Source organism: Nocardioidaceae bacterium SCSIO 66511 (assembly GCA_023100825.1).
In the GTDB taxonomy this organism is placed as follows: Bacteria; Actinomycetota; Actinomycetes; order Propionibacteriales; family Nocardioidaceae; genus Solicola.
The window spans coordinates 2,178,915-2,198,701 of sequence record CP095846.1; the positions used below are offsets into that span (position 1 = coordinate 2,178,915).

Below are 19,787 nucleotides of genomic sequence, written 5' to 3' on the forward strand. Positions count from 1 at the left end.
TGATCGCAGATGGCTGACCTGACGACCGACGTGGCCGGCCTGCGGCTGCCGAACCCGGTGATGACGGCGTCCGGTTGCGCCGCGGCGGGCCAGGAGCTCGCGCAGTTCTTCGACGTCACCGAGCTGGGTGCGATCGTGACGAAGTCGATCATGCGATTCCCGCGGTCGGGGCGCCCGACACCGCGGATGGTCGAGACCCCGTCGGGGATGCTCAACTCGATCGGGCTCCAGGGCCCGGGCATCGACGCCTTCCTCGCTCGCGACCTGCCTTGGCTCGTACAGCAGGGTGCGCGGCCGGTCGTCTCGATCGCCGGGTCGACGGTCGATGAGTTCGTCGAGCTCACCCGACGGGTCGTCAACAGCCCGGGTGTTGCAGCGCTCGAGGTCAACATCTCGTGCCCCAACGTCGAGAACCGCGGGCTCGTCTTCGCATGCGATCCGCTACAGGCGGCACGGGTGATCGAGGCAGTACGCCCGCACGTACCGCAAGGTCTGCCGATGTTCGCAAAGCTCACTCCGGATGTGACGAGCATCGTCGATGTTGCGCGGTCGGTGGCCGATGCGGGCGCCGACGGCGTGACGATGATCAACACGTTGCTCGGTATGGCGATCGACCCCGATACGTTGCGGCCGACCCTCGGCGGTGTGACCGGCGGGCTCAGCGGCCCGGCGGTCCGGCCGGTCGCCGTACGCGCGGTCTACCAGGTGTACGCCGCGATGCCGGAGCTGCCGATCATCGGCGTCGGAGGCATTCGTACGGGCGCCGACGCCCTGGAGTTCATTGCCGCCGGTGCGACGGCGGTGCAGGTGGGCACGGTGATCTTCAACGATCCGTCCGCGCCGATGCGGGTCGCCCGTGAGCTCGAGGCCGAGCTCGACAGCCGGGGCATCCCGTCACCGGAGAAGGTAAGGGGAGTAGCGCATGGGTGAGTCGTTCGGATCCAGGCTGTATGGCGCCATCGAGAAGCGTGGACGCTTGTGCGTCGGCATCGACCCGCATGCGGCCTTGCTTGCCGACTGGGGTTTGGCCGACGACCCGGCCGGACTCGAGACGTTCGCGCTGACCGCGGTCGAGGCGCTCGCGGGTGAGGTCGCGGTGCTCAAACCCCAGTCTGCGTTCTTCGAGCGACATGGCGCCGCGGGGATCGCCGTGCTCGAGCGCGTCGTACGCGAGGCGCGCGCGGCGGGTGCGCTCGTTCTGCTCGACGTCAAGCGAGGCGACATCGGATCGACAGCCGCGGCGTACGCCGATGCGTACCTGCATCCGGACTCGCCGATCTCCTGCGATGCGGTGACCGTCAGCCCGTACCTCGGGTTCGGTTCACTCGCGCCGTTCCTCGATGCGGCCGACCGTTACGACCGGGGGGTCTTCGTGCTCGCGCTGACCTCCAACCCCGAAGGCCCCGAGGTGCAGCATGCGCGGGTCGAGGGCGGCACAGTGGCGGGGTCTGTGCTTGCTCAGCTCGCAATGCGCAACGGCCGGGCGGAACCGCTCGGATCGTACGGTGCAGTCGTCGGCGCCACGATCGGTGAGCTGTCGGAGGACGTCGCCATCAACGGCCCGCTGCTGGTGCCGGGGCTCGGCGCACAGGGCGGTACGCCCGCCGACCTGCGCCGGCTGTTCGGCGAGGTGTACGCGAACGTACTGCCGGCAACGGCTCGCGCCGTGCTCGCCGCAGGCCCGGATGTGCACGCGTTGCGCGCGGCCGCCCGGCGTACCGCCGACGATCTCGACTGACCGCGGCACCACCCGCCGCTGGCCCGCACGTATCAGCCCCAGATTCGCGCAGATCGGGGCTGATACGTGCGGCTCAGCGGGGTGGGCGGGGTCGAAAACTCGCTCGATCTCATGTATCTTGATGTCGAGATACTTCGCTCGCGTGTCTTTGTATCTATCACGCATAGCTACAAACCTATTGGAGCTATGCGTGATAGATACAAAACGCGCCAAGACCCCAGCAAACGACCCCCAGCAAGTTAGCCGAACCTGAACTCGCGGCCGATCGGTACGCGCGCGAGGATGGAAGGGCGTGCGGCTCGACCGCCGCGCCCGCGCAGGTATGCGAACAAGGAGAGACGAGTGAGCAGCGCAGACAGCTTCAACGCCAAGGACTCCCTGCAGGTCGGGGACGCCTCGTACCAGATGTACCGCCTCGACGCGGTTCAGGGCGAGGGTGTCGACGTCGCCTCGCTCCCGTACAGCCTGAAGGTGCTGCTGGAGAACCTCCTGCGCACCGAGGACGGCGCCAACATCACCGCAGACGACATCCGCGCGCTGGCGGCCTGGGATCAGAACGCCGACCCGAGCAAGGAGATCCAGTACACCCCGGCGCGGGTGATCATGCAGGACTTCACCGGAGTCCCGTGCGTCGTCGATCTGGCCACGATGCGCGAGGCGATGTCCGACCTCGGCGGTGACGCCACCAAGATCAACCCGCTTGCCCCGACCGAGTTGGTCATCGACCACTCCGTGATCGCCGACGTCTTCGGTACGCCCGAGGCGTTCGAGCGCAACGTCGAGATCGAGTACGAGCGCAACAAGGAGCGCTACCAGTTCCTGCGCTGGGGCCAGAGCGCATTCGACGACTTCAAGGTCGTACCGCCCGGCACCGGCATCGTGCACCAGGTCAACATCGAGCACCTCGCGCGTACGGTCTTCACCCGCGAGATCGACGGCGAGACGGTCGCGTACCCCGACACCTGCGTCGGCACCGACTCGCACACCACGATGGTCAACGGCCTCGGCGTCGTCGGCTGGGGCGTCGGCGGCATCGAGGCTGAGGCGGCGATGCTCGGCCAGCCGGTGAGCATGCTGATCCCGCGGGTCGTGGGCTTCAAGCTGTCCGGCGAGCTGCCCGAAGGCGCGACCGCGACCGACCTCGTGCTCACCATCACCGAGATGCTGCGCGAGCACGGCGTGGTCGGCAAGTTCGTCGAGTTCTACGGTTCCGGCGTGGCGGCCGTCCCGCTGGCGAACCGCGCGACGATCGGCAACATGAGCCCCGAGTACGGCTCGACGATCGCGGTGTTCCCGATCGACGCAGAGACCACGCGGTACCTCAAGCTCACCGGTCGCACCGACGAGCAGATCGCGCTGGTCGAGGCGTACGCCAAGGAACAGGGTCTGTGGCACGATCCCGATCACGAGCCGCGCTACTCCGAGTACCTCGAGCTCGACCTGGCGAGTGTCGTGCCGTCGATCGCCGGACCGAAGCGGCCGCAGGACCGCATCTCGCTGTCGGACGGCAAACAGGCCTTCCGCGGCGCGCTGCGCAACTACGTCGAGCATGACGCCGAGCCGAACATCGGCGCGTACGACGAGGCCCTGCTGGAGTCGTTCCCGGCGTCGGATTCGCCCGCCGCGCATGAAGACGCGCACGGTCAGACGCCCGCGGTCGACTACCTGTCGTGTGCCGCGAAGGACAACGGCCGCGCGAGCAACCCGCAGCTGGTGACCCTTGCCGACGGTACGAAGTTCGAGGTCGACCACGGAGCGGTGACCATCGCAGCGATCACGTCGTGCACCAACACCTCCAACCCGTCGGTGATGATCGGCGCGGCGCTGCTCGCGAAGAACGCCGTCGAGAAGGGCCTCAACCGCAAGCCCTGGGTGAAGACCTCGCTCGCGCCGGGTTCGAAGGTCGTCATGGACTACTACGAGCGCGCCGGTCTCACGCCGTACCTCGACAAGCTCGGCTTCAACCTGGTCGGCTACGGCTGCACGACCTGCATCGGCAACTCCGGCCCGCTGATCCCCGAGGTCAGCAAGGCCGTCAACGACGGTGATCTCGCGGTCACCTCGGTGCTGTCGGGCAACCGCAACTTCGAGGGCCGGATCAACCCCGACGTGAAGATGAACTACCTCGCGTCGCCGCCGCTGGTCGTCGCGTACGCGCTGGCGGGCTCGATGGACCTCGATCTGTTCAACGACCCGCTGGGCCAGGACCACGACGGCAACGATGTCTACATGAAGGACATCTGGCCGTCCGCGGCCGAGATCGAGGACGTCGTCGCAGGCGCGATCGGCTCGGAGATGTTCACCGACGGATACTCCGATGTGTTCGCCGGTGACGAGCGCTGGACCTCGCTGCCGACACCCGAGGGCAACACGTTCGACTGGGCCGGCGACTCGACGTATGTACGCAAGGCGCCGTACTTCGACGGCATCTCGCGCGAGCCCGAGGCCGTGACCGACGTCAACGGGGCGCGGGTGCTGCTCAAACTCGGCGACTCCGTGACCACCGACCACATCTCGCCCGCAGGTGCGATCAAGAAGGACAGCCCAGCAGGTCGGTACCTCACCGAGCACGGGGTCGAGCAGCGGTCGTTCAACTCCTACGGCTCACGGCGCGGCAACCACGAGGTGATGATCCGCGGCACGTTCGCGAACATCCGCCTGCGCAACCAGCTCGCGCCGGGCACCGAGGGCGGCTTCACCAGGCAGCTCAACGGCGACGGTGAGGTCACCCCGGTGTACGACGCCGCGCAGAAGTACGCGGACGACGGCGTCCCGCTCGTGGTGCTCGCCGGCAAGGAGTACGGCTCCGGCTCGTCGCGAGACTGGGCGGCCAAGGGCACGGCGCTGCTCGGCGTGCGCGTCGTGATCGCCGAGTCGTACGAGCGCATCCACCGCTCGAACCTCATCGGCATGGGCGTGCTGCCGCTGCAGTACCCCGACGGTCAGACCGCGGAGTCGCTCGGCCTCACCGGCGAGGAGACGTTCGACTTCTCCGGCGTCACCGCCCTGAACGACGGCATCCCCGAGACCGTGCACGTGACCGCGACGCCCGACTCGGGAGACGCGATCGAGTTCGACGCGATCGTGCGCATCGACACCCCGGGTGAGGCCGGCTACTACCGCAACGGCGGCATCATGCAGTACGTGCTTCGCCAACTTGCCGGTCATTGAGGCGGTCGGCTCGAGTACGAATGGCTCCGGGGGACGCAGTCCGAGCGGATCGCCGTCGACTCCGTCCCGTCAGGGATACACCTGGACCTCGCCGCCGTCCACGAACAGCTCGCCGCCTGTGATGAAGTTGGACTGATCCGATGCCAGGAAGAGCACGGCGTTGGCGATCTCGGCCGGATCGGCGGCGCGCCGCAGGGGTGTGCTGCGCGCCAGCTCGTCGAGGAACGCGTCCGCTTGCTCCGGGTTCTCGGCGAGGCCGCGGAGTCCCGGGGTGTCGGTGGGGCCGGGCACCATCGTGTTGACGCGCAGGCGGCGGGGCGCGAGCTCGGCGGCCCAGACTCGGCCGAACTGCCTGATGGCCGCCTTGGTGGCGGAGTAGACACCGAAGCCGGTGGTGCCGCGGTGCGCTGAGCTGGAACCGGTGAGCACGATGCTCCCGCCGTCGTTCAGCAGCGGGAGCGCCTTCTGGACCGTGAAGACGGTGCCGCGCAGGTTGATCCCGAAGGTGTGGTCGAAGGCCTCGGGCGTGAGCGAGTCGAGGGGCTGGTTCGCTTCGCCACCGCCGGCGTTCGCGAAGAGGATGTCGAGCCGATTCCCGTCTGTGGCGATCCGGTCGAACAACCTGTCGAGGTCATCCAGGTCGGAGACGTCGTTTCGGATCGCGATCGCCTGGTCGCCCAGCTCCTGGGCCGCGGCGTCGAGCACCTGCTTTCGGCGTCCGGTGAGGTAGACGCGCGCGCCCTCGGCGATGAAGCGCTCGGCCGTGGCGAGTCCGATGCCCGTGCTCGCGCCGGTGACCAGGGCTGTCTTGTCGGTGAGTTGACCCATGAGTAGTCGTCCTCTGCAGTGAGTGGGTGAACCCGCCCGAGTGGCGGGGTGGCGACGGTCGCACTGGCGTGCGCAGCAGTTATTGACCGCTCGGTCCACCATACGCATAGTGGACCGAACGGTCAATAACGCGTACGCTGGGCGGATGGCAAGGCCACGGCAGTTCGACGAGGACGCGGTGTTGTGTGCAGTCCGCGACCAGTTCTGGGACGCGGGCTACGCGGCGACCTCGCTCCACGACCTCATGCGAGTCAGCGGCCTGGGCAAGGGCAGTCTCTACGCCGCCTTCGGGGACAAACACGAGCTCTTCCTCCGGGTGCTGCGCCGGTACGTGGGGTCGCTCGACGACGCGGTGCGTGGGTCGATCGACTCGGCTCCACGCGCGGTCGATGCGCTGCGATCCTTCGTGATGATGCCGGTGGGCGATCCCACGGGCCGGGTCGCCCGGCGCGGCTGTCTGCTCGCCAACAGCACCACCGAACTTGCTTCCGCCGATCCCATCGTTGCCGCGGAGGCGCGGCGAGCGTACGAGGGGATCACAGCGGTGCTGACCGACGGCGTGCGGCGGGCTCAAGTCGAGGGTGACCTGAGCGCCTCCGTCGACCCCGTCAGCGTCGCCCGGGCGCTACTGGCCACGCAGCAAGGCCTGACGTTCATGGGCCGCACCGGGATGGACGTCGAGACGCTGGCGGCCACCGCTCATTCGCTAGCAGCCCAACTTCTGCCTCCGCGGCCGACCGTCGGGACAGCATGAACCCACGCCGAGGTGCTTTCGTCAACGCAGCGATACGGCATGTCCCGCGCGGAAGGTAGCCTCGACCAGGGTTTGGTGAGCTCATGAAGAGTTTCGAGGGGAAGCGTGGTCGAAGCATGTCTCAGTACGTACGCCGCAGCCTGCTCGCTTGATCGAGGGGATCGCGACACTCGACTTCGTCGCCCTAGCCGTCGCGCTGTTTCTCGGCGCGACGGTTCAGGGCGTCGTCGGACTCGGCGTCGGGCTCGTGCTGGCACCGATCGCCGGGCTGATCGAACCGTCGCTGCTTCCGGGCGTACCACTGTGGACGGCGCTGGTGATGCCGACGCTCACCCTGTCGCGGGACTGGCCCGACATCGACTGGGCCGGGTTGAGCTGGGCCGTGCCCGCGCGCATCGTCGGCACGGTCGGCGGTGTCGCGGTTGTGGCCTTCGCCTCGGATCGGCTGATCGGGGTGGCCGTCGGCGTGATGGCTCTGGTCGCGGTGGCGTTGAGCCTGCGAACCATCGAGCTGCGGGTTACTAGGAAGAGCCTGATCTCGGCGGGCTTCGTCTCGGGTGGCACCGGGACCGCGACGTCGATCGGTGGACCCCCGCTGGCCCTGGTCTATCAGCACCGCGATCCCGGTGAGGTCCGCGCGACGCTCGGCGTCTACATGTGGCTCGGCACTGGCTTCTCGATCATCGGGCTCGACGTTTCCGGAGCCTTGGCCGAGCGGGATGCGCACGTTGCTCTGGTGCTGGTGCCGTTCGTGCTGGTCGGCTTCTTCGCCGCGCTGTTCGTGCGCCGGTACGTACCGGCGCGGCAGGTGCGGATCGCGATGCTGGCGGTGTGTGCAACGAGCGCGAGCGTTCTGATCGTACGCAGCCTCATCGGGTGACCGATGCACGCTGCACATATCATCGGCTCGTGTCCACCCGCGAACCGTCCACTCGTGCGCGCGACGCCGACCGTGACCGCATCGTGGCCAGACTCGACGAGGCGTTCGTCGACGGGCAGCTGAGCGACGAGGATCGCGATCTTCGTGTCTCGCAGGCGCTGTCCGCCCGCACCCTCGGCGATCTCGATGCGCTCGTGGGAGACCTGCAGTCCGATGAGCCGCCGGCGACGACGCCGGCAAGGCCGAGGCGACGCGGAGCAGTGATCGCCGGCGCCGTCCTCGCCGGAGCCGCTCTGCTCGGTGGCATCGGCATCATCTCGGCGGCCAGTACCGGCGGCCCGAGTGAGAAGACCTCCGTCTCGAAGCCGGTTGAGGTCCAGTCGAAGGCCGAGCGGGACGAGATCGGCCAGGCGGAGGAACCGCGGCCCGACTCGACTGCCAGACCGTTCACCCGCAAGTACTTCGACGATTTCGTCGATGCGTACCGCAATCGATTTGGTGGTACGAAGATCTACGACGCGACGTTCCACGACGACGGGAGCGTGTCGTTCTCGCGGGAGCTCTCGCGCGACCGGGACGACCTCTTGCAGGACTGGGAGTGGTATCCCGCAACGGGTTTCGAGAAGTCGTCGTCGACGGCAGCACCGAACGCGGTTGGGTTCGAGCCGTTCGACCTCTCGACGATCAACACCGAGCGGCTCGCGTACCACGTCGTGCAGAGCCGGAAGTACCTCGGCGTCGATGATCCAGGCAAGCGAACGACCGTCACCGTGCCCGAACCGTACCCAGAGGCGTACATGAAAGACCCCGAGACGACGATCACCGTGACGGTGACCAACGACTACGGTGACCGCGGTACGAGATCGGTCTCGCCGGACGGCCGGATGCTCGAGAGTGCACCGTTCGCGGTGGACGACGAATGAGCGAGTTCACAGGTGGCGGCGGCTCGACCCGCGCCAGGGATGCCGACCGCGACGTCGCGATCGCGCTCGTCGATGCCGCGTTCGGCGACGGTCAGCTCAACCGGACCGAGCGCGAGGAACGCAGTGAGCAGATCGTTGCGGCGACGACGCTAGGGGAGCTGCGCGCGCTCACCGCCGACCTGCAGACGCCGGTCGTCGTCCCTCCGGCACCCCGACGGCGACGTCGGTTCGTGCCGATCGCGGTGGCCGCGGCCGTCGCGGCCGCGATCGCCATCGGCGTCGTCGTGGGCACCGGCGATGACGACCAGGAGCCGGCCGCAAAGGCCGAGCCGACCGTTGCGGCCGAGTCCGCGAACGCGGCGGAACCAACCTCGGATCCGCCCGAGAAGAAGCCGAAGCCTGCGACGTACTCCTTCACCGTGCGCGGAGTGAAGAACTTCATCAAGCTGTATCGCAAGGAGTTCGGTACGACCGAAGCGACGGCATTCGGCTTCAAGGCCGGCAAGGTGAACGTCGCGCGCCGCGGTGATACGGGCGAGATCGAGCACTGGATGTACGTCGACGACGGCTTCGTCGACGACGGGTTGTACTCGGATCGCGACTTCGAGCCCGGAAAGGTCGACCTCGACGACCTGAACGTCGAGGCGGCGTTTCGTCACCTGGGGCAGGTGAAGCGGCGCGTCGGTATCGACAAACCCGAACATCTCGGCATCACCGTCGTCGTTGCCAGCGGCAGGAAGGGCGCATGGCTGGTCGCGGGTAGCGATGCGAACTGTGAGGCCGACCGGATGAGCCTCGGCGGCGAGGTGCAGGAGCGCGGCACGCCCTGCAGTAGTTAAAACTGAACGCCTTTTCGTGCTGAGAGATGTCGCACGCCGTGCCGCGACGGGCCGTGCCCCGCGGGTAGAGTCGCCGCAATTCCAACTTGCGTGACACAGAGTGATTGCGTGCGTACGTACAGACATCGATCGGGGCTGAATGGACAACCTGGCGACGCTTCGGGGCGTCGGGACACCTGTGAGACGACTTCGTGAGCTGTGGTCCGGTCGCCGCCGCCAGGACCCGCCGACCCAGCGCCCACCAGCAGAGGACCCACCGGCCGGAGCCGCACCGACAGAGACTGCGCCGGCCGACGAGGCGTCGACACCCGACGTGCCGGTCGAGCCAACCGTCAGCATCATCGTCCCGGTCTACAACGTCGAGGCCTACCTACACGACTGTCTCGACAGCGTCCTCCGCCAGGACTACCCCGACTTCGAGGTCGTCGTCGTCGACGACGGTTCACCCGACGGTTCGGCGGCCATCGCGGCCGAGTACGTCGACCGTGACTCGCGCGTCCGGCTCGTGCGTCGGGAGAACGGCGGGCTCGGCGCCGCCCGCAACACCGGTGTACGCGAGGCGAACGGGCGCTATCTGACCTTCCTCGACTCCGACGACGAGCTCCCGCCCGGTGCGATCGGGCGTCTCGTCGCGTCAGCGCAGTCCAGCGGCTCCGACATCGTCGTCGGATCGTTGCGCAGGTTCAACAGCCTGGAGCGCTGGAAGCCGGCCTGGGTCGATGCCTTGCATGCAACGGAGCGCAGCGGCATCTCCATCGACGAGCATCCGGCGTTGGTTCGCAACAACTACACCGTCGCGAAGCTGTACCGCCGCGACTTCTGGGACGAGTCCGGCCTGTGGTTCCGCGAGGGTGTGGCGTACGAGGACCAGCCGATCGTCACCCAGCTGTACGTACGCGCCCATTCCATCGACGTGGTCAAGGAGTCGGTCTACCGTTACCGCTCGCGTGACGACCGGAGCTCGATCAGCCAGCAGACGTCGACGATCGCCGATCTGCGCGACCGGATCGAAGCGTGGCGGATCAGCCAGCGCGAGTTCTCGCAGACCGCCTCGCCGACCGTCTATCTGGCCTGGCTGCAGACGTTGTTCGACGCGCATTTCCACTGGTACCTACGCAGCCCGTCGATCGCCGACGACATGTACTGGGCAGAGCTGCAGGAGGCGATTGCCGAGCTGACCGACGGCGCGCCGCACGAGGTTTGGGCGGCCGTGGCGCCCGACCGCAGGGTCGTCATCGAGCTGGCACGACAGAACCGGCGCGATGACGTTGCCGAGTTCTTCCAGCGCGACGGTGCGCGGCCGAACGCCCACGCCGCCGACCCGCATGCCGACGGCGTGCGCTGCCGGTTGCCGTTCGCAGACGATCCCAGGCTCGCCGACTGGCTCTTCGAGGTGGCAGCGGCCGATGTGACGCCGGTGCACGAGATTCACGCGTTCCACTGGGTCGACGGCCTGAAGGCGCGGGTTCGGGGTTGGAGCTACGTACGACAGGTCGATCTCGCCGAGCACAGCATCGACACCGACCTCGTACTCCGCCATGACGGCACCGGGGAGGAACAGGTCTTCGCGACGACCCGGGACGATCATCCGGCCTATCCGGCTCCGGTCGAGCACGACCGCATCGACTATGCAGCCGGGGCGTTCGACTGCACGATCGACCTCTCCGAGGCGGCGCAGACCTGCCTTCGGGTCGGTGGGGAATGGCAGGCGAGCCTTCGTACGACCACCGGCGAGCTCACGATCGAGATGCCGGTTCGTCGGCTGATCCGCAGCAGCTCCGCGGGCATCATCCCCGCCGGGATCGACGAGTTCGGCAATCGGATCGTCGTGGACTGGCGCATGGGCACCCAGCTCTCGTTCGTCGTCGACCCGTACCGTCTCGAGGCCGTCGACGTCACGCTGTCCGACTCTGTTCTCGTCGGTACGCTGCGGGGCCCAGAGATCGGCGGCCTCGCCGGCGTCGAGCTCGAGGACGACGCCGGCCAACGCGTCGCCTCCGGCAGCCTCGGCGAAGCCGGGCCAGAGGAGCGTTCGTTCGAGATCGCAATCCCCGGCGTCGACGTCTCCGAGCTGGACTCGGGCGACCACGTCTCTTGGCGTCTCCGCGCAGAGATGGGTTCCGGCCAGCACCTTCCCGTCCTCTACCGCGCCGACCGCCAGCTGAAGCTGCAACGTGTCGCCGACGGAGTCCGCGCCGTCGAGCAGACCCGCAACGGACTGCTCGCCGTACGCGCCAGCAGGGTGGTGGCGTTCGCCGATGCGGCGGAGGTCGGCACCGACGACGTACTTCGAGTCAGCGGTCGCCTCTACGGTGCGACGGACGAGCAGATCTCGATGCGGTTGCGGCTGCTCGGCCGCAAGACTCGCGTCGAAAGCGCGTCGATCGCGCACGCCGACGGCTCGTTCTCGGTGGAGCTGCCGCTCGAGTACGACGCCTGGCGGTTCGGGCCGCGGGCACTTCCGATGGGTGCGCATGACGCCGCCTGCGAGCTGGTGGCCGCCGACGGCACAGTCTCGGTGGTGCCGTTGCTGCTCTCTCAGGAGATCGGCAGCCAGGTCCCGATCCCGCTCGCGACCGACCGCCTCGAAGGCCGGATCATCCGCGGGCCGAAGAACCGACTGCGGATCCACCTCGCGCGCCCGATCGGCGATGCGCGCGGGCGTTACCGGCAGCACCGCCTGCGGCACGCTCTGCCGAGCGGCGGTCTTCGCAAGACGTTGCTGGTCCGTTCGTACTTCGGCGAGACCGCTACGTGCAACGGCGTTGGTGTTCTCCGCGAGCTGCGTCACCGCGGTAGCGATCTCGATGTCGCGTGGGCGGTCCGCGATCACTCCGTTCCCGTACCCGACGGAGCGCGGCCGGTCGTCGTCAACAGCCGCGAGTGGTACGAGCTGTTGGGGTCGGCGAAGTACTACCTCGACAACATGTTCCAACCCACGTTCCATGAGAAGCCCGCCGGCCAGGTGCTGATCCAGACGTTCCACGGCTACCCGTTCAAGACGATGGGGCATTCCCATTGGCAGAGCAACGGACTGTCTGCGGCGCAGATCGAGTCGTACGTTCGGCGAGCCGAGGCGTGGGATCACCTCGTCTCACCGGCGCCGTACGCGACGCCCTTGCTGCGCCGCGACTTCGGCTACGGCGGTGACGTGCTCGAGATCGGATATCCGCGCAATGACGCGTTGCTCGCCGACGACGCGGACGCGGTACGCAATGCGGTGCGTGGGTCGCTCGGCATCGCACCGCATCAGCATGCGGTGCTGTACGCGCCGACGTTCCGTGACTACGAGTCGCCGGACGACCATCGGGCAGCGCTGGTCGACCTGCTCGACCTCGACGCCGTTGCCGACGGCCTCGGCGAGGACGGCGTGCTCCTCGTTCGTGGCCACGCGTTCAATGCCCGCGCCGGCGAGAGTGTCGGCACTCGAGCGGGTCTGATCGACGTGACCGGCTACCCCGAGGTGTCCGACCTCTACCTGGCCGCGGACACCGCGATTGTCGACTACTCCTCGGCGCGGTTCGACTTCGCCGTCACGGGTAAGCCGATGGTGTTCCACGTACCCGATCTGGCGCGCTACCAGGAGACTCGTGGCTGGGTCGTCGACTTCGAGCCCACGGCACCCGGCCCGCACGTGCAGACCACGAGCGAGGTGCTCGACCAGCTGCGCGACCCCGACCGGCTGCGCTCGGCGTACGCGGGGGAGTACGACCGGTTCCGTCGTGACTTCATCGGGCTCGACGACGGTCACGCCGCAGCGCGGTTCGTCGATGCAGTCATGGTGCCGCGCGGCGACGCGCCGACCGCGTAGCCGCTGCGACGCGGTAGCGTTCGAGAAATACCGACCCTGCTCGAAGGAGTACGTTCCAACCCATGCCTGAGCCGACGCACGACGCCGAGTCCCGCGGTCGTCTCGTACTCATCACGGGTACGGGCCGAAGCGGCACCAGCACGGTCTCCGGCACTCTGAGCCACCTCGGGCTCCACGTACCCGGTCCGTACCTCGGCGCGAACAACTCGAACCCGAAGGGTTTCTTCGAGTCGCGCTGGGCGGTGAAATTCCACAAGCGACTCTACAAACGGGCGTGGATCGACGACTTCGACGGGCGCCCGGAGGCCGTCGAGCTGGTACGCGAGGCGATCACGCCCCGGGTACGTGAAGACCTGCGTACGTTCCTCGGCGAGGCGTCGGCGGAGCACGACCAGGTCGTCGTGAAGGATCCGCGCACCGTCTGGTCCCAGGCGCTGTGGGCCGACTGCGCGGCCGCGGCCGGTTTGTCGATCCGCTACCTCTCGATGCTGCGTCATCCCGCAGAGGTTCTCGGCAGCCGCACGGAGTACTACGCGTCCGGCGCAGACGCAGACCGGCGTCGCTACTACGCGATGTGCAGCCTCGGCCGCTGGGTGAATTCCTGCATCGTCAACGAGCGCGAGACCCGCGGTGAGCGTCGCACGTTCGTCCGCTACGTCGACCTGCTCGCCGACTGGCGTACTGCGATGAAGAAGGTCGCCGGCGACCTCGGGATCGACTACGACAGCGACCTCGACGATACGTCGGCGCATGCGGTCGACGAGTTCATCGACCCCGATCTGCGCCGCGTACAGGTCACTTGGGACGACGTCGACGTCGACGGTCCGTTGCGCGACCTCGCGGAGGATGTTTGGCAGGTCCTCGGCGTGCTCGCCGACAGCGACGGCGGCGACGACGCCGATGCGTCGGAGCAGCTCGACGAGCTGGGCGCCCGGTACGCCGGCCTGCTCCGCGACGCGAAGGCGATGTCGCACGATGCCACGGAGCAGTCGGTGAAGAAGGCCAAGGACACCGCCGTACGCCAGGAGAGACGGCGAGTACGCGAAGCGGCGACGTCTCCGCAGGCGGCGCCGGCCGCACCCAACCGCTCCGGTGTCGGGCGAGTGCGCGCGCGTGCGCGTGGCGTACTCGGTTCCGTCGCGGCGAAGGTCAGGTCGCGATGACATCGCCCGATCGGCTGCTGGTCCTGATCACCGGCACCGGTCGCAGCGGCACGAGCACGATGTCGGGTGCGTTGCACCATCTGGGACTGAGCGTGCCCGGTCCGCACCTCGGCGCGAATCGCACGAACCCGAAGGGGTTCTTCGAGTCCCGCTGGTCGGTGCAGTTCCACAAACGAATCCATCGGCGAGCGCGGGTCAACGACTTCGACGCCCGCCTCGACGCGCTCGAGCAGGTACGCGAGGCGACGACCGAGGAGTCGGCAGCGGAGATCGACGAATGGCTCGCCGAGCAGACCGCCTGGCAGGTGGTCCTCAAGGACCCCCGCACCGTCTGGCACCAGCGGCTGTGGGCGGAGCGAGCGGCAGCCGCGGGGCGCGAGATCCGGTTCGTGTCGATGCTGCGGCATCCCGCCGAGGTCGTCGGAAGCCGAGTCACGTACTACCTGAGCCGCGGCGACGTCGATCTCGACGAGCGCGCGTACGTGATCAGCAACGTCGGGCGTTGGATCAGCGCGAGCCTCGTCAACGAACGCGAGACCCGCGGTCAGCCGCGGGCGTTCGTGCGCTACACCGATCTGTTGACCGACTGGCGTGGCGTTGCTGCCGCGCTGCGAGACGACCTCGGGCTCGCGTACGACACTGACCTCGACCCGGCGACGAAGACTCCGGTCGACGAGTTCATCGAGCCCGACCTACGCCGGGTACGCGCGACCTGGGACGACCTCGACCTACCGAGCGAGCTGCGCGCCATTGCGGCGAGCACCTGGGAGCACCTCGTTGTACTGGCCGACCACCACGGCGTACATGCAGAGTCGTCGTCGGCGCTCGACGTCCTGGCACTGCGGTATGCCCGGTTGGTCGAGGACGCCGAAGCGCTGTCGTACGACGCGATCCACGCCGCGAACGCGCGAGGTCGGGTCGAAGGGGCGAAGGCAGCGAGACGCAAACTGCGGGAGCGCCGCCGGGCCCGCGAAGGCTGAACCCGCGACTGCCGAGCTTTACCAGGTGAGCATGGTAAGAGTCCGCCTTGCGCGGCTGCTTCGCCATGCGATGCGTACGTTCGCCATGCCCGTACGCCCGTGATTCGGGCGATCTCGCACCGATATCAGTTTGTTGTTTCAAACCACTAGACGGCACTTGTGACCCGCGTTACGTTGTTCCGAACAACAATTGCGTCGAATGGTAGGAGGCGATCTGCGTGAAGCGGATGCCTGTATTGGCCGTTGCGGGTCTGCTCGGAGCCTCGATGGCTCTCACCGCATGCGGAAGCGATGACGACGGCGGCGGCGGATCGGGCGGCGGTGAGGCCGCCGGCAAGGTCGGCGTGATCCTGCCCGACACCGAGTCGTCGGCGCGCTGGGTCAGCGGTGACCCACCCGCGCTGAAGAAGGCGTTCGAGGACGCCGGCGTCGATGCCGTGATCGAGAACGCCCAAGGTGACTCATCGCGGATGACCGGCATCGCGGACTCGATGATCTCCGACGGTGTGACCGTGCTCGCCATCGTCAACCTCGACAACGAGTCCGGTGCAGCGATCCAGGAGAAGGCCGAGTCGCAGGGCGTCGCGACCATCGACTACGACCGGCTGACGCTGGGCGGCAGCGCGAGCTACTACGTCTCGTACGACGGCTTCAAGGTCGGCCAGGTGCAGGGCGAGGGCCTGCAGCAGTGCCTCGGCAAGGACACCAAGGCCAACATCGCGTACCTCAACGGCTCGCCCGACGACAGCAACGCCACGCTGTTCTCCAACGGCGCGCACGATGTGCTGGACAAGAACTCGAACTACAACGTCGTGGCCGAGCAAGCGGTGCCCGCTTGGGACAACACCGAGGCGACGAAGATCTTCGAGCAGATGTGGACCCAGAACCAAGGCAAGATCGACGGCGTTCTCGCCGCCAACGACGGCCTCGCCGGTTCGGTGATCTCGATCCTCGACAAGAACGACGCGGCAGGCGACGTGCCCGTCACCGGACAGGACGCGACGGTGCAGGGACTGCAGGACATCCTGACCGGCGACCAGTGCATGACGGTCTACAAGTCGGCGCCACAGGAGGCGAACGCGCTGGCGGACGTCGCGATCGCGATGGCCAATGGCGACGAGCCGGAGACGAACGCCGAGTCCGACGACGCCGAGGGTGACCGCAAGGTGCCGTCGATCCTGTTGGATCCGCTGCTCGTCACCAAGGACAACGTCAAGGAGGTCGTCGACGACGGCGGCGTCGACGCGGCCGAGCTCTGCAAGGGCTTCGAGCAGGAGTGCAAGCAGGCCGGGATCGACTTTTAGTGCCCTGCTATTGCCTCAGTGGGCGGCCCGTCGTAACCGGCGGGCCGCACCATCCTCACGAACGTACGGAGAATCACCATGTCGGAACGGCCGGAACCGGCCACGCCGCTGCTCGAGCTGCGCGGCATCAACAAGAGCTTCGGCGCGGTCGGAGTGCTCCACGACGTCGACTTCAAGGTCTACGCCGGCCAGGTCACCGCGCTCGTCGGTGACAACGGTGCAGGCAAGTCGACGCTGGTGAAGTCGGTCGCGGGCATCCACCCGATCGACTCGGGCGAGTACTTCTTCGACGGCCGCCACGTCGAGATCAGCGGCCCGAGGAACGCCGCCGCGTTGGGTATCGAGGTCGTCTACCAAGATCTGGCGCTCTGCGACAACCTCGACATCGTCGACAACATGTTCCTCGGCCGCGAGCAACGGCGGGGCGGGCTCGTACTCGACAACGACGCGATGGAGCAGAAAGCTCGGGAGACGCTCGCATCCCTGTCTGTACGTACGATCAACTCCGTACGACAGAGCGTCGCGAGCCTGTCCGGTGGTCAGCGCCAGACCGTCGCGATCGCGAAGTCCGTGCTGTGGAACAGCAAGGTCGTACTGCTGGACGAGCCGACCGCTGCTCTCGGTGTCGCGCAGACGCGCCAAGTGCTCGATCTCGTACGCCGCCTCGCCGACAACGGGCACGGCGTCGTGCTGATCTCGCACAACATGGTCGACGTCTTCGAGGTCGCCGACCGGATCACCGCGCTCTACCTCGGTCGCGTCGCGGCCGACGTACCCGCCTCGGAACTGAACAACAGCCGCGTCGTCGAGCTGATCACTTCCGGTCGATCTGGTGATCTCGGGATCGATTCCAGTACGGCCGCGCAGTCGGCATGAAGGAGCCAACCATGACTGTCGACAAGACGACCGAACCCGACGCAACATCCGCGACGACGGATGACCGGAGCGGCTTCGCCGGTGACACCCGCGCCGCGACACTCGGTGGTGCGCTGCGCGAATGGCTCGACCGCGTTCGCGGCGGCGACATGGGTGCGCTACCGGCCGTGCTCGGACTGCTGGTGCTATTCGTCGTGTTCACCATTCTGCGGCCGGACTCGTTCACCTCCGAGCTGAACATCGCCAACCTGCTGACCCAGGCGGCGGCGATCTGCGTCCTCGCGATGGGTCTCGTACCCGTCCTACTGATCGGCGACATCGACCTTTCGGCCGGCGTCGCAGGCGGTACGTCGGCCGGTGTCACCGCGCTGTTGATCGACCGACAAGGCTACGGCTGGCCGATCGCGGTCGTGGCCGGCATCGTCACCGGCATCCTGATCGGGTTCGTCATCGGCCTCCTGGTCGCCAAGCTCGGCATTCCGTCGTTCGTCGTGACACTCGCGTTCTTCCTCGGGCTGCAGGGCGTGATCCTGAAGCTGATCGGCCAGGGCGGCTCGATCGCGGTGCGCGACAGCGTCATCCGCGGACTGACCATCGACAACATGCCGGTTGTCGCCGGCTGGATCCTGGTCATCGTCATCCTGGCCGCGTACGCAGGCGCGAGCATCTACACGCATCGCAAGAAGAGTGCGCTCGGTCTGCAACGCGGGCCGCTGTCGCTGGTCATCATCAAGGTCGCAGTGATCGCAGCGATCATGATCGGCGGAACCGCGTTCCTGAGCATCGACCGCCGCGCGGTGAAGACCCTCGCGACCGACCCGATCCAAGGCATCCCGTACGCCGTGTTCGTCGTTGTCGCACTGTTGATCGCCCTGTCGTTCGTGTTCGGCCGCACCCGCTACGGTCGGCATGTGTACGCGGTCGGAGGCAATCGGGAGGCGGCCCGGCGGGCAGGTATCAACGTCGACCGGATCCGCGTCTCGGCGTTCATGATCTGCTCCGGTATGGCCGCGATCAGCGGCATCATCACCGCGTCGTACGACGGCAAGGTCTCGCCGGGATCCGGCGGCGGCAACGTGCTGCTGTACGCGGTCGGCGCCGCGGTCATCGGCGGCACCAGCCTGTTCGGCGGGCGAGGGCTGATTCGCAACGGCGTCATCGGCGGTCTGGTGATCGCCACCATCGCCAACGGCCTGTACCTGCTCAACCAGGCGGCGTACATCAACTTCCTGGTGACCGGTATCGTCCTGCTGCTCGCGGCGAGCGTCGATGCGATCTCGCGGCGGCGCCGCACCTCCACGGGAACCTGAGATGGCGTTGAAGGGTAGGCCCGGGGCCGGCACGAACCAGGAGGCGGTGCGTCGGCACAACCTCGGTACGTTGCTCGGCCATGTGCACCACAACGGGCACATCTCCCGGGCCGCCCTGACGTCGCGGATGCGGCTCAACCGCAGCACGATCGCGGCCTTGGTCGCCGAGCTCGAGGGTCTCGGGCTGGTGGAGCAGCAGGCTCCGTCGGGTGCCCGCAGCGGCGCGGGACGCCCGTCGCTGGACGTACGCCCGGGGCCGATCGAGGCGTTCGTACTGGCGACCGAGCTGCGCGTCGACGAGATCACGGCCGCCCGCGTCGGGCTCGGCGGGCAGGTCCTCGCTCGGGCCGTGGGTCACACCCCGCGGTCGCGCGATCCCGAGGACGTTTCGGACGCGTTGGCGGTGATCCTGACCAAGCTCGCCGCCGAGGCTCCGGTGGACTCGCGGTTGGTCGGCGTCGGCGTCGGAATCCCCGGTGTGGTGAGTGATGACGGCGGGCTCGTGCGGTTCGGTCCGAACCTCGGCTGGACCGATGTGCCGTTCATCCGTCAGCTCGCCGACCGTCTCGACACAACGGTCGAGATCCGCGCCGGCAACGATGCGGACCTCGGCGTAATGTCGGAGCACATCCGCGGCGCCGGCATCGGACACGACAACATCGTGTTCCTGTCCGGAGACGTCGGTGTCGGCGGCGGAGTCATCGTCGGCGGCCGCCCGATGCCGGGTGTCGGAGGATTCGCCGGCGAGCTCGGCCATATGAAGGTCAACCCTCGCGGCCAGGTGTGCCGGTGCGGCAACCGCGGCTGTTGGGAGACCGAGGTCGGCGCACATGCGATCGCGTCGGCGGTGCGCTTCCCGCACGGTGACCTGGCCGGTCTCGAGGCGCGTCTCGCGTCCGTACGTACGCCCAACGCGCGGCTCCGCACCGTCGGGCGGCAGCTGGGCTCCGGCCTCGCGAACGTCGTGAACATCTTCAACCCTGAGCTGGTCATCCTCGGTGGCGTGCTGCGCGATGTGTTCCCCGTAGTGCGCGATGACGTCCTGGAGACCCTGCAGGAGGGTGCGTTGGCCGCACCTGGCAGTCAGGCGACCATCGCACTACCCGACCTCGGTGCCGACTCCGTACTGCTCGGCGCCGCCGAGCTCGCGTTCGAGCCGCTCCTCGACGACCCAGCGGCCGTCCTCGAACAACACTGAGGGGCCTTCGGT

Annotated in this window: 15 protein-coding genes; 14 read left to right on the forward strand and 1 reads right to left on the reverse strand. The window is 67.8% G+C overall.

Features of this window, described 5'->3' with window-relative positions; translation table 11 throughout:
• Positions 1–9 precede the first annotated feature (9 nt).
• From MU582_10240 to MU582_10250, 3 genes are all read left to right on the forward strand, one after another.
• On the forward strand, positions 10–930 hold the full coding sequence (locus tag MU582_10240) for a dihydroorotate dehydrogenase (GenBank protein ID UPK76994.1): 921 nt from the start codon (positions 10–12) through the stop codon (positions 928–930).
• Positions 923–1,738: an orotidine-5'-phosphate decarboxylase gene (pyrF, locus tag MU582_10245; protein UPK76995.1), complete on the forward strand. Its 816-nt coding sequence runs from the start codon at positions 923–925 to the stop codon at positions 1,736–1,738. Before MU582_10240 ends, pyrF begins: the two co-directional genes overlap by 8 nt.
• Positions 1,739–2,143: 405 nt before the next feature.
• The gene (locus tag MU582_10250; protein UPK77145.1) at positions 2,144–4,909 is read left to right on the forward strand and encodes an aconitate hydratase; all 2,766 of its coding nucleotides are present in this window, start codon (positions 2,144–2,146) and stop codon (positions 4,907–4,909) included.
• 69 nt (positions 4,910–4,978) lie between these two features.
• Here MU582_10250 and MU582_10255 read toward each other — a convergent pair whose 3' ends face one another.
• The gene (locus MU582_10255) at positions 4,979–5,737 is read right to left on the reverse strand and encodes a glucose 1-dehydrogenase (GenBank protein ID UPK76996.1); all 759 of its coding nucleotides are present in this window, start codon (positions 5,735–5,737) and stop codon (positions 4,979–4,981) included.
• A 145-nt stretch (positions 5,738–5,882) separates the two neighbouring features.
• Here MU582_10255 and MU582_10260 point away from each other — a divergent pair, with 145 nt between their 5' ends.
• The 11 genes from MU582_10260 to MU582_10310 all read left to right on the forward strand — a co-directional run bounded on the left by MU582_10260 (position 5,883) and on the right by MU582_10310 (position 19,775).
• Entirely contained in the window at positions 5,883–6,491 is a 609-nt protein-coding gene (locus MU582_10260) for a TetR/AcrR family transcriptional regulator (GenBank protein UPK76997.1), read from the forward strand.
• Positions 6,492–6,639: 148 nt separating this feature from the next.
• Positions 6,640–7,371, forward strand: a complete 732-nt coding sequence (locus MU582_10265; GenBank protein UPK76998.1) for a TSUP family transporter — start codon at positions 6,640–6,642, stop codon at positions 7,369–7,371.
• A gap of 29 nt (positions 7,372–7,400) precedes the next feature.
• Positions 7,401–8,294 carry a DUF1707 domain-containing protein gene (locus MU582_10270; GenBank protein UPK76999.1) on the forward strand — a complete coding sequence of 298 codons (894 nt, stop codon included), beginning with the start codon at positions 7,401–7,403 and terminating at the stop codon, positions 8,292–8,294.
• The gene (locus MU582_10275) at positions 8,291–9,133 is read left to right on the forward strand and encodes a DUF1707 domain-containing protein (protein UPK77000.1); all 843 of its coding nucleotides are present in this window, start codon (positions 8,291–8,293) and stop codon (positions 9,131–9,133) included. Before MU582_10270 ends, MU582_10275 begins: the two co-directional genes overlap by 4 nt.
• Positions 9,134–9,311: 178 nt before the next feature.
• Positions 9,312–12,944 (forward strand): CDP-glycerol:glycerophosphate glycerophosphotransferase, encoded by a 3,633-nt coding sequence (locus MU582_10280; GenBank protein ID UPK77001.1) that lies wholly within the window; start codon positions 9,312–9,314, stop codon positions 12,942–12,944.
• Positions 12,945–13,006: 62 nt separating this feature from the next.
• Positions 13,007–14,107, forward strand: a complete 1,101-nt coding sequence (locus tag MU582_10285; GenBank protein ID UPK77002.1) for a sulfotransferase family protein — start codon at positions 13,007–13,009, stop codon at positions 14,105–14,107.
• Positions 14,104–15,087: a sulfotransferase gene (locus MU582_10290; GenBank protein ID UPK77003.1), complete on the forward strand. Its 984-nt coding sequence runs from the start codon at positions 14,104–14,106 to the stop codon at positions 15,085–15,087. Before MU582_10285 ends, MU582_10290 begins: the two co-directional genes overlap by 4 nt.
• 227 nt (positions 15,088–15,314) lie before the next feature.
• Complete coding sequence (locus tag MU582_10295) at positions 15,315–16,391, forward strand: substrate-binding domain-containing protein (GenBank protein UPK77146.1); 1,077 nt, start codon at positions 15,315–15,317, stop codon at positions 16,389–16,391.
• Positions 16,392–16,469: 78 nt separating this feature from the next.
• Positions 16,470–17,267 (forward strand): ATP-binding cassette domain-containing protein, encoded by a 798-nt coding sequence (locus MU582_10300; GenBank protein UPK77004.1) that lies wholly within the window; start codon positions 16,470–16,472, stop codon positions 17,265–17,267.
• 11 nt (positions 17,268–17,278) lie between these two features.
• Positions 17,279–18,577 (forward strand): ABC transporter permease, encoded by a 1,299-nt coding sequence (locus MU582_10305; protein ID UPK77005.1) that lies wholly within the window; start codon positions 17,279–17,281, stop codon positions 18,575–18,577.
• Between the two features lies 1 nt (position 18,578).
• The gene (locus MU582_10310; GenBank protein UPK77006.1) at positions 18,579–19,775 is read left to right on the forward strand and encodes an ROK family protein; all 1,197 of its coding nucleotides are present in this window, start codon (positions 18,579–18,581) and stop codon (positions 19,773–19,775) included.
• Positions 19,776–19,787 lie beyond the last annotated feature (12 nt).

Coding starts and splice junctions, on each gene's coding strand:
- MU582_10295 (UPK77146.1), top strand. CDS start 15,315: ATGCCTGTATTGGCCGTTGCGGGTCTGCTCGGAGCCTCGATGGCTCTC.
- MU582_10290 (UPK77003.1), top strand. CDS start 14,104: ATGACATCGCCCGATCGGCTGCTGGTCCTGATCACCGGCACCGGTCGC.
- MU582_10310 (UPK77006.1), top strand. CDS start 18,579: ATGGCGTTGAAGGGTAGGCCCGGGGCCGGCACGAACCAGGAGGCGGTG.
- MU582_10250 (UPK77145.1), top strand. CDS start 2,144: ATGTACCGCCTCGACGCGGTTCAGGGCGAGGGTGTCGACGTCGCCTCG.
- MU582_10305 (UPK77005.1), top strand. CDS start 17,279: ATGACTGTCGACAAGACGACCGAACCCGACGCAACATCCGCGACGACG.
- MU582_10240 (UPK76994.1), top strand. CDS start 10: ATGGCTGACCTGACGACCGACGTGGCCGGCCTGCGGCTGCCGAACCCG.
- MU582_10255 (UPK76996.1), bottom strand. CDS start 5,737: ATGGGTCAACTCACCGACAAGACAGCCCTGGTCACCGGCGCGAGCACG.
- MU582_10285 (UPK77002.1), top strand. CDS start 13,007: ATGCCTGAGCCGACGCACGACGCCGAGTCCCGCGGTCGTCTCGTACTC.
- MU582_10260 (UPK76997.1), top strand. CDS start 5,883: ATGGCAAGGCCACGGCAGTTCGACGAGGACGCGGTGTTGTGTGCAGTC.
- MU582_10300 (UPK77004.1), top strand. CDS start 16,470: ATGTCGGAACGGCCGGAACCGGCCACGCCGCTGCTCGAGCTGCGCGGC.
- MU582_10275 (UPK77000.1), top strand. CDS start 8,291: ATGAGCGAGTTCACAGGTGGCGGCGGCTCGACCCGCGCCAGGGATGCC.
- pyrF (UPK76995.1), top strand. CDS start 923: ATGGGTGAGTCGTTCGGATCCAGGCTGTATGGCGCCATCGAGAAGCGT.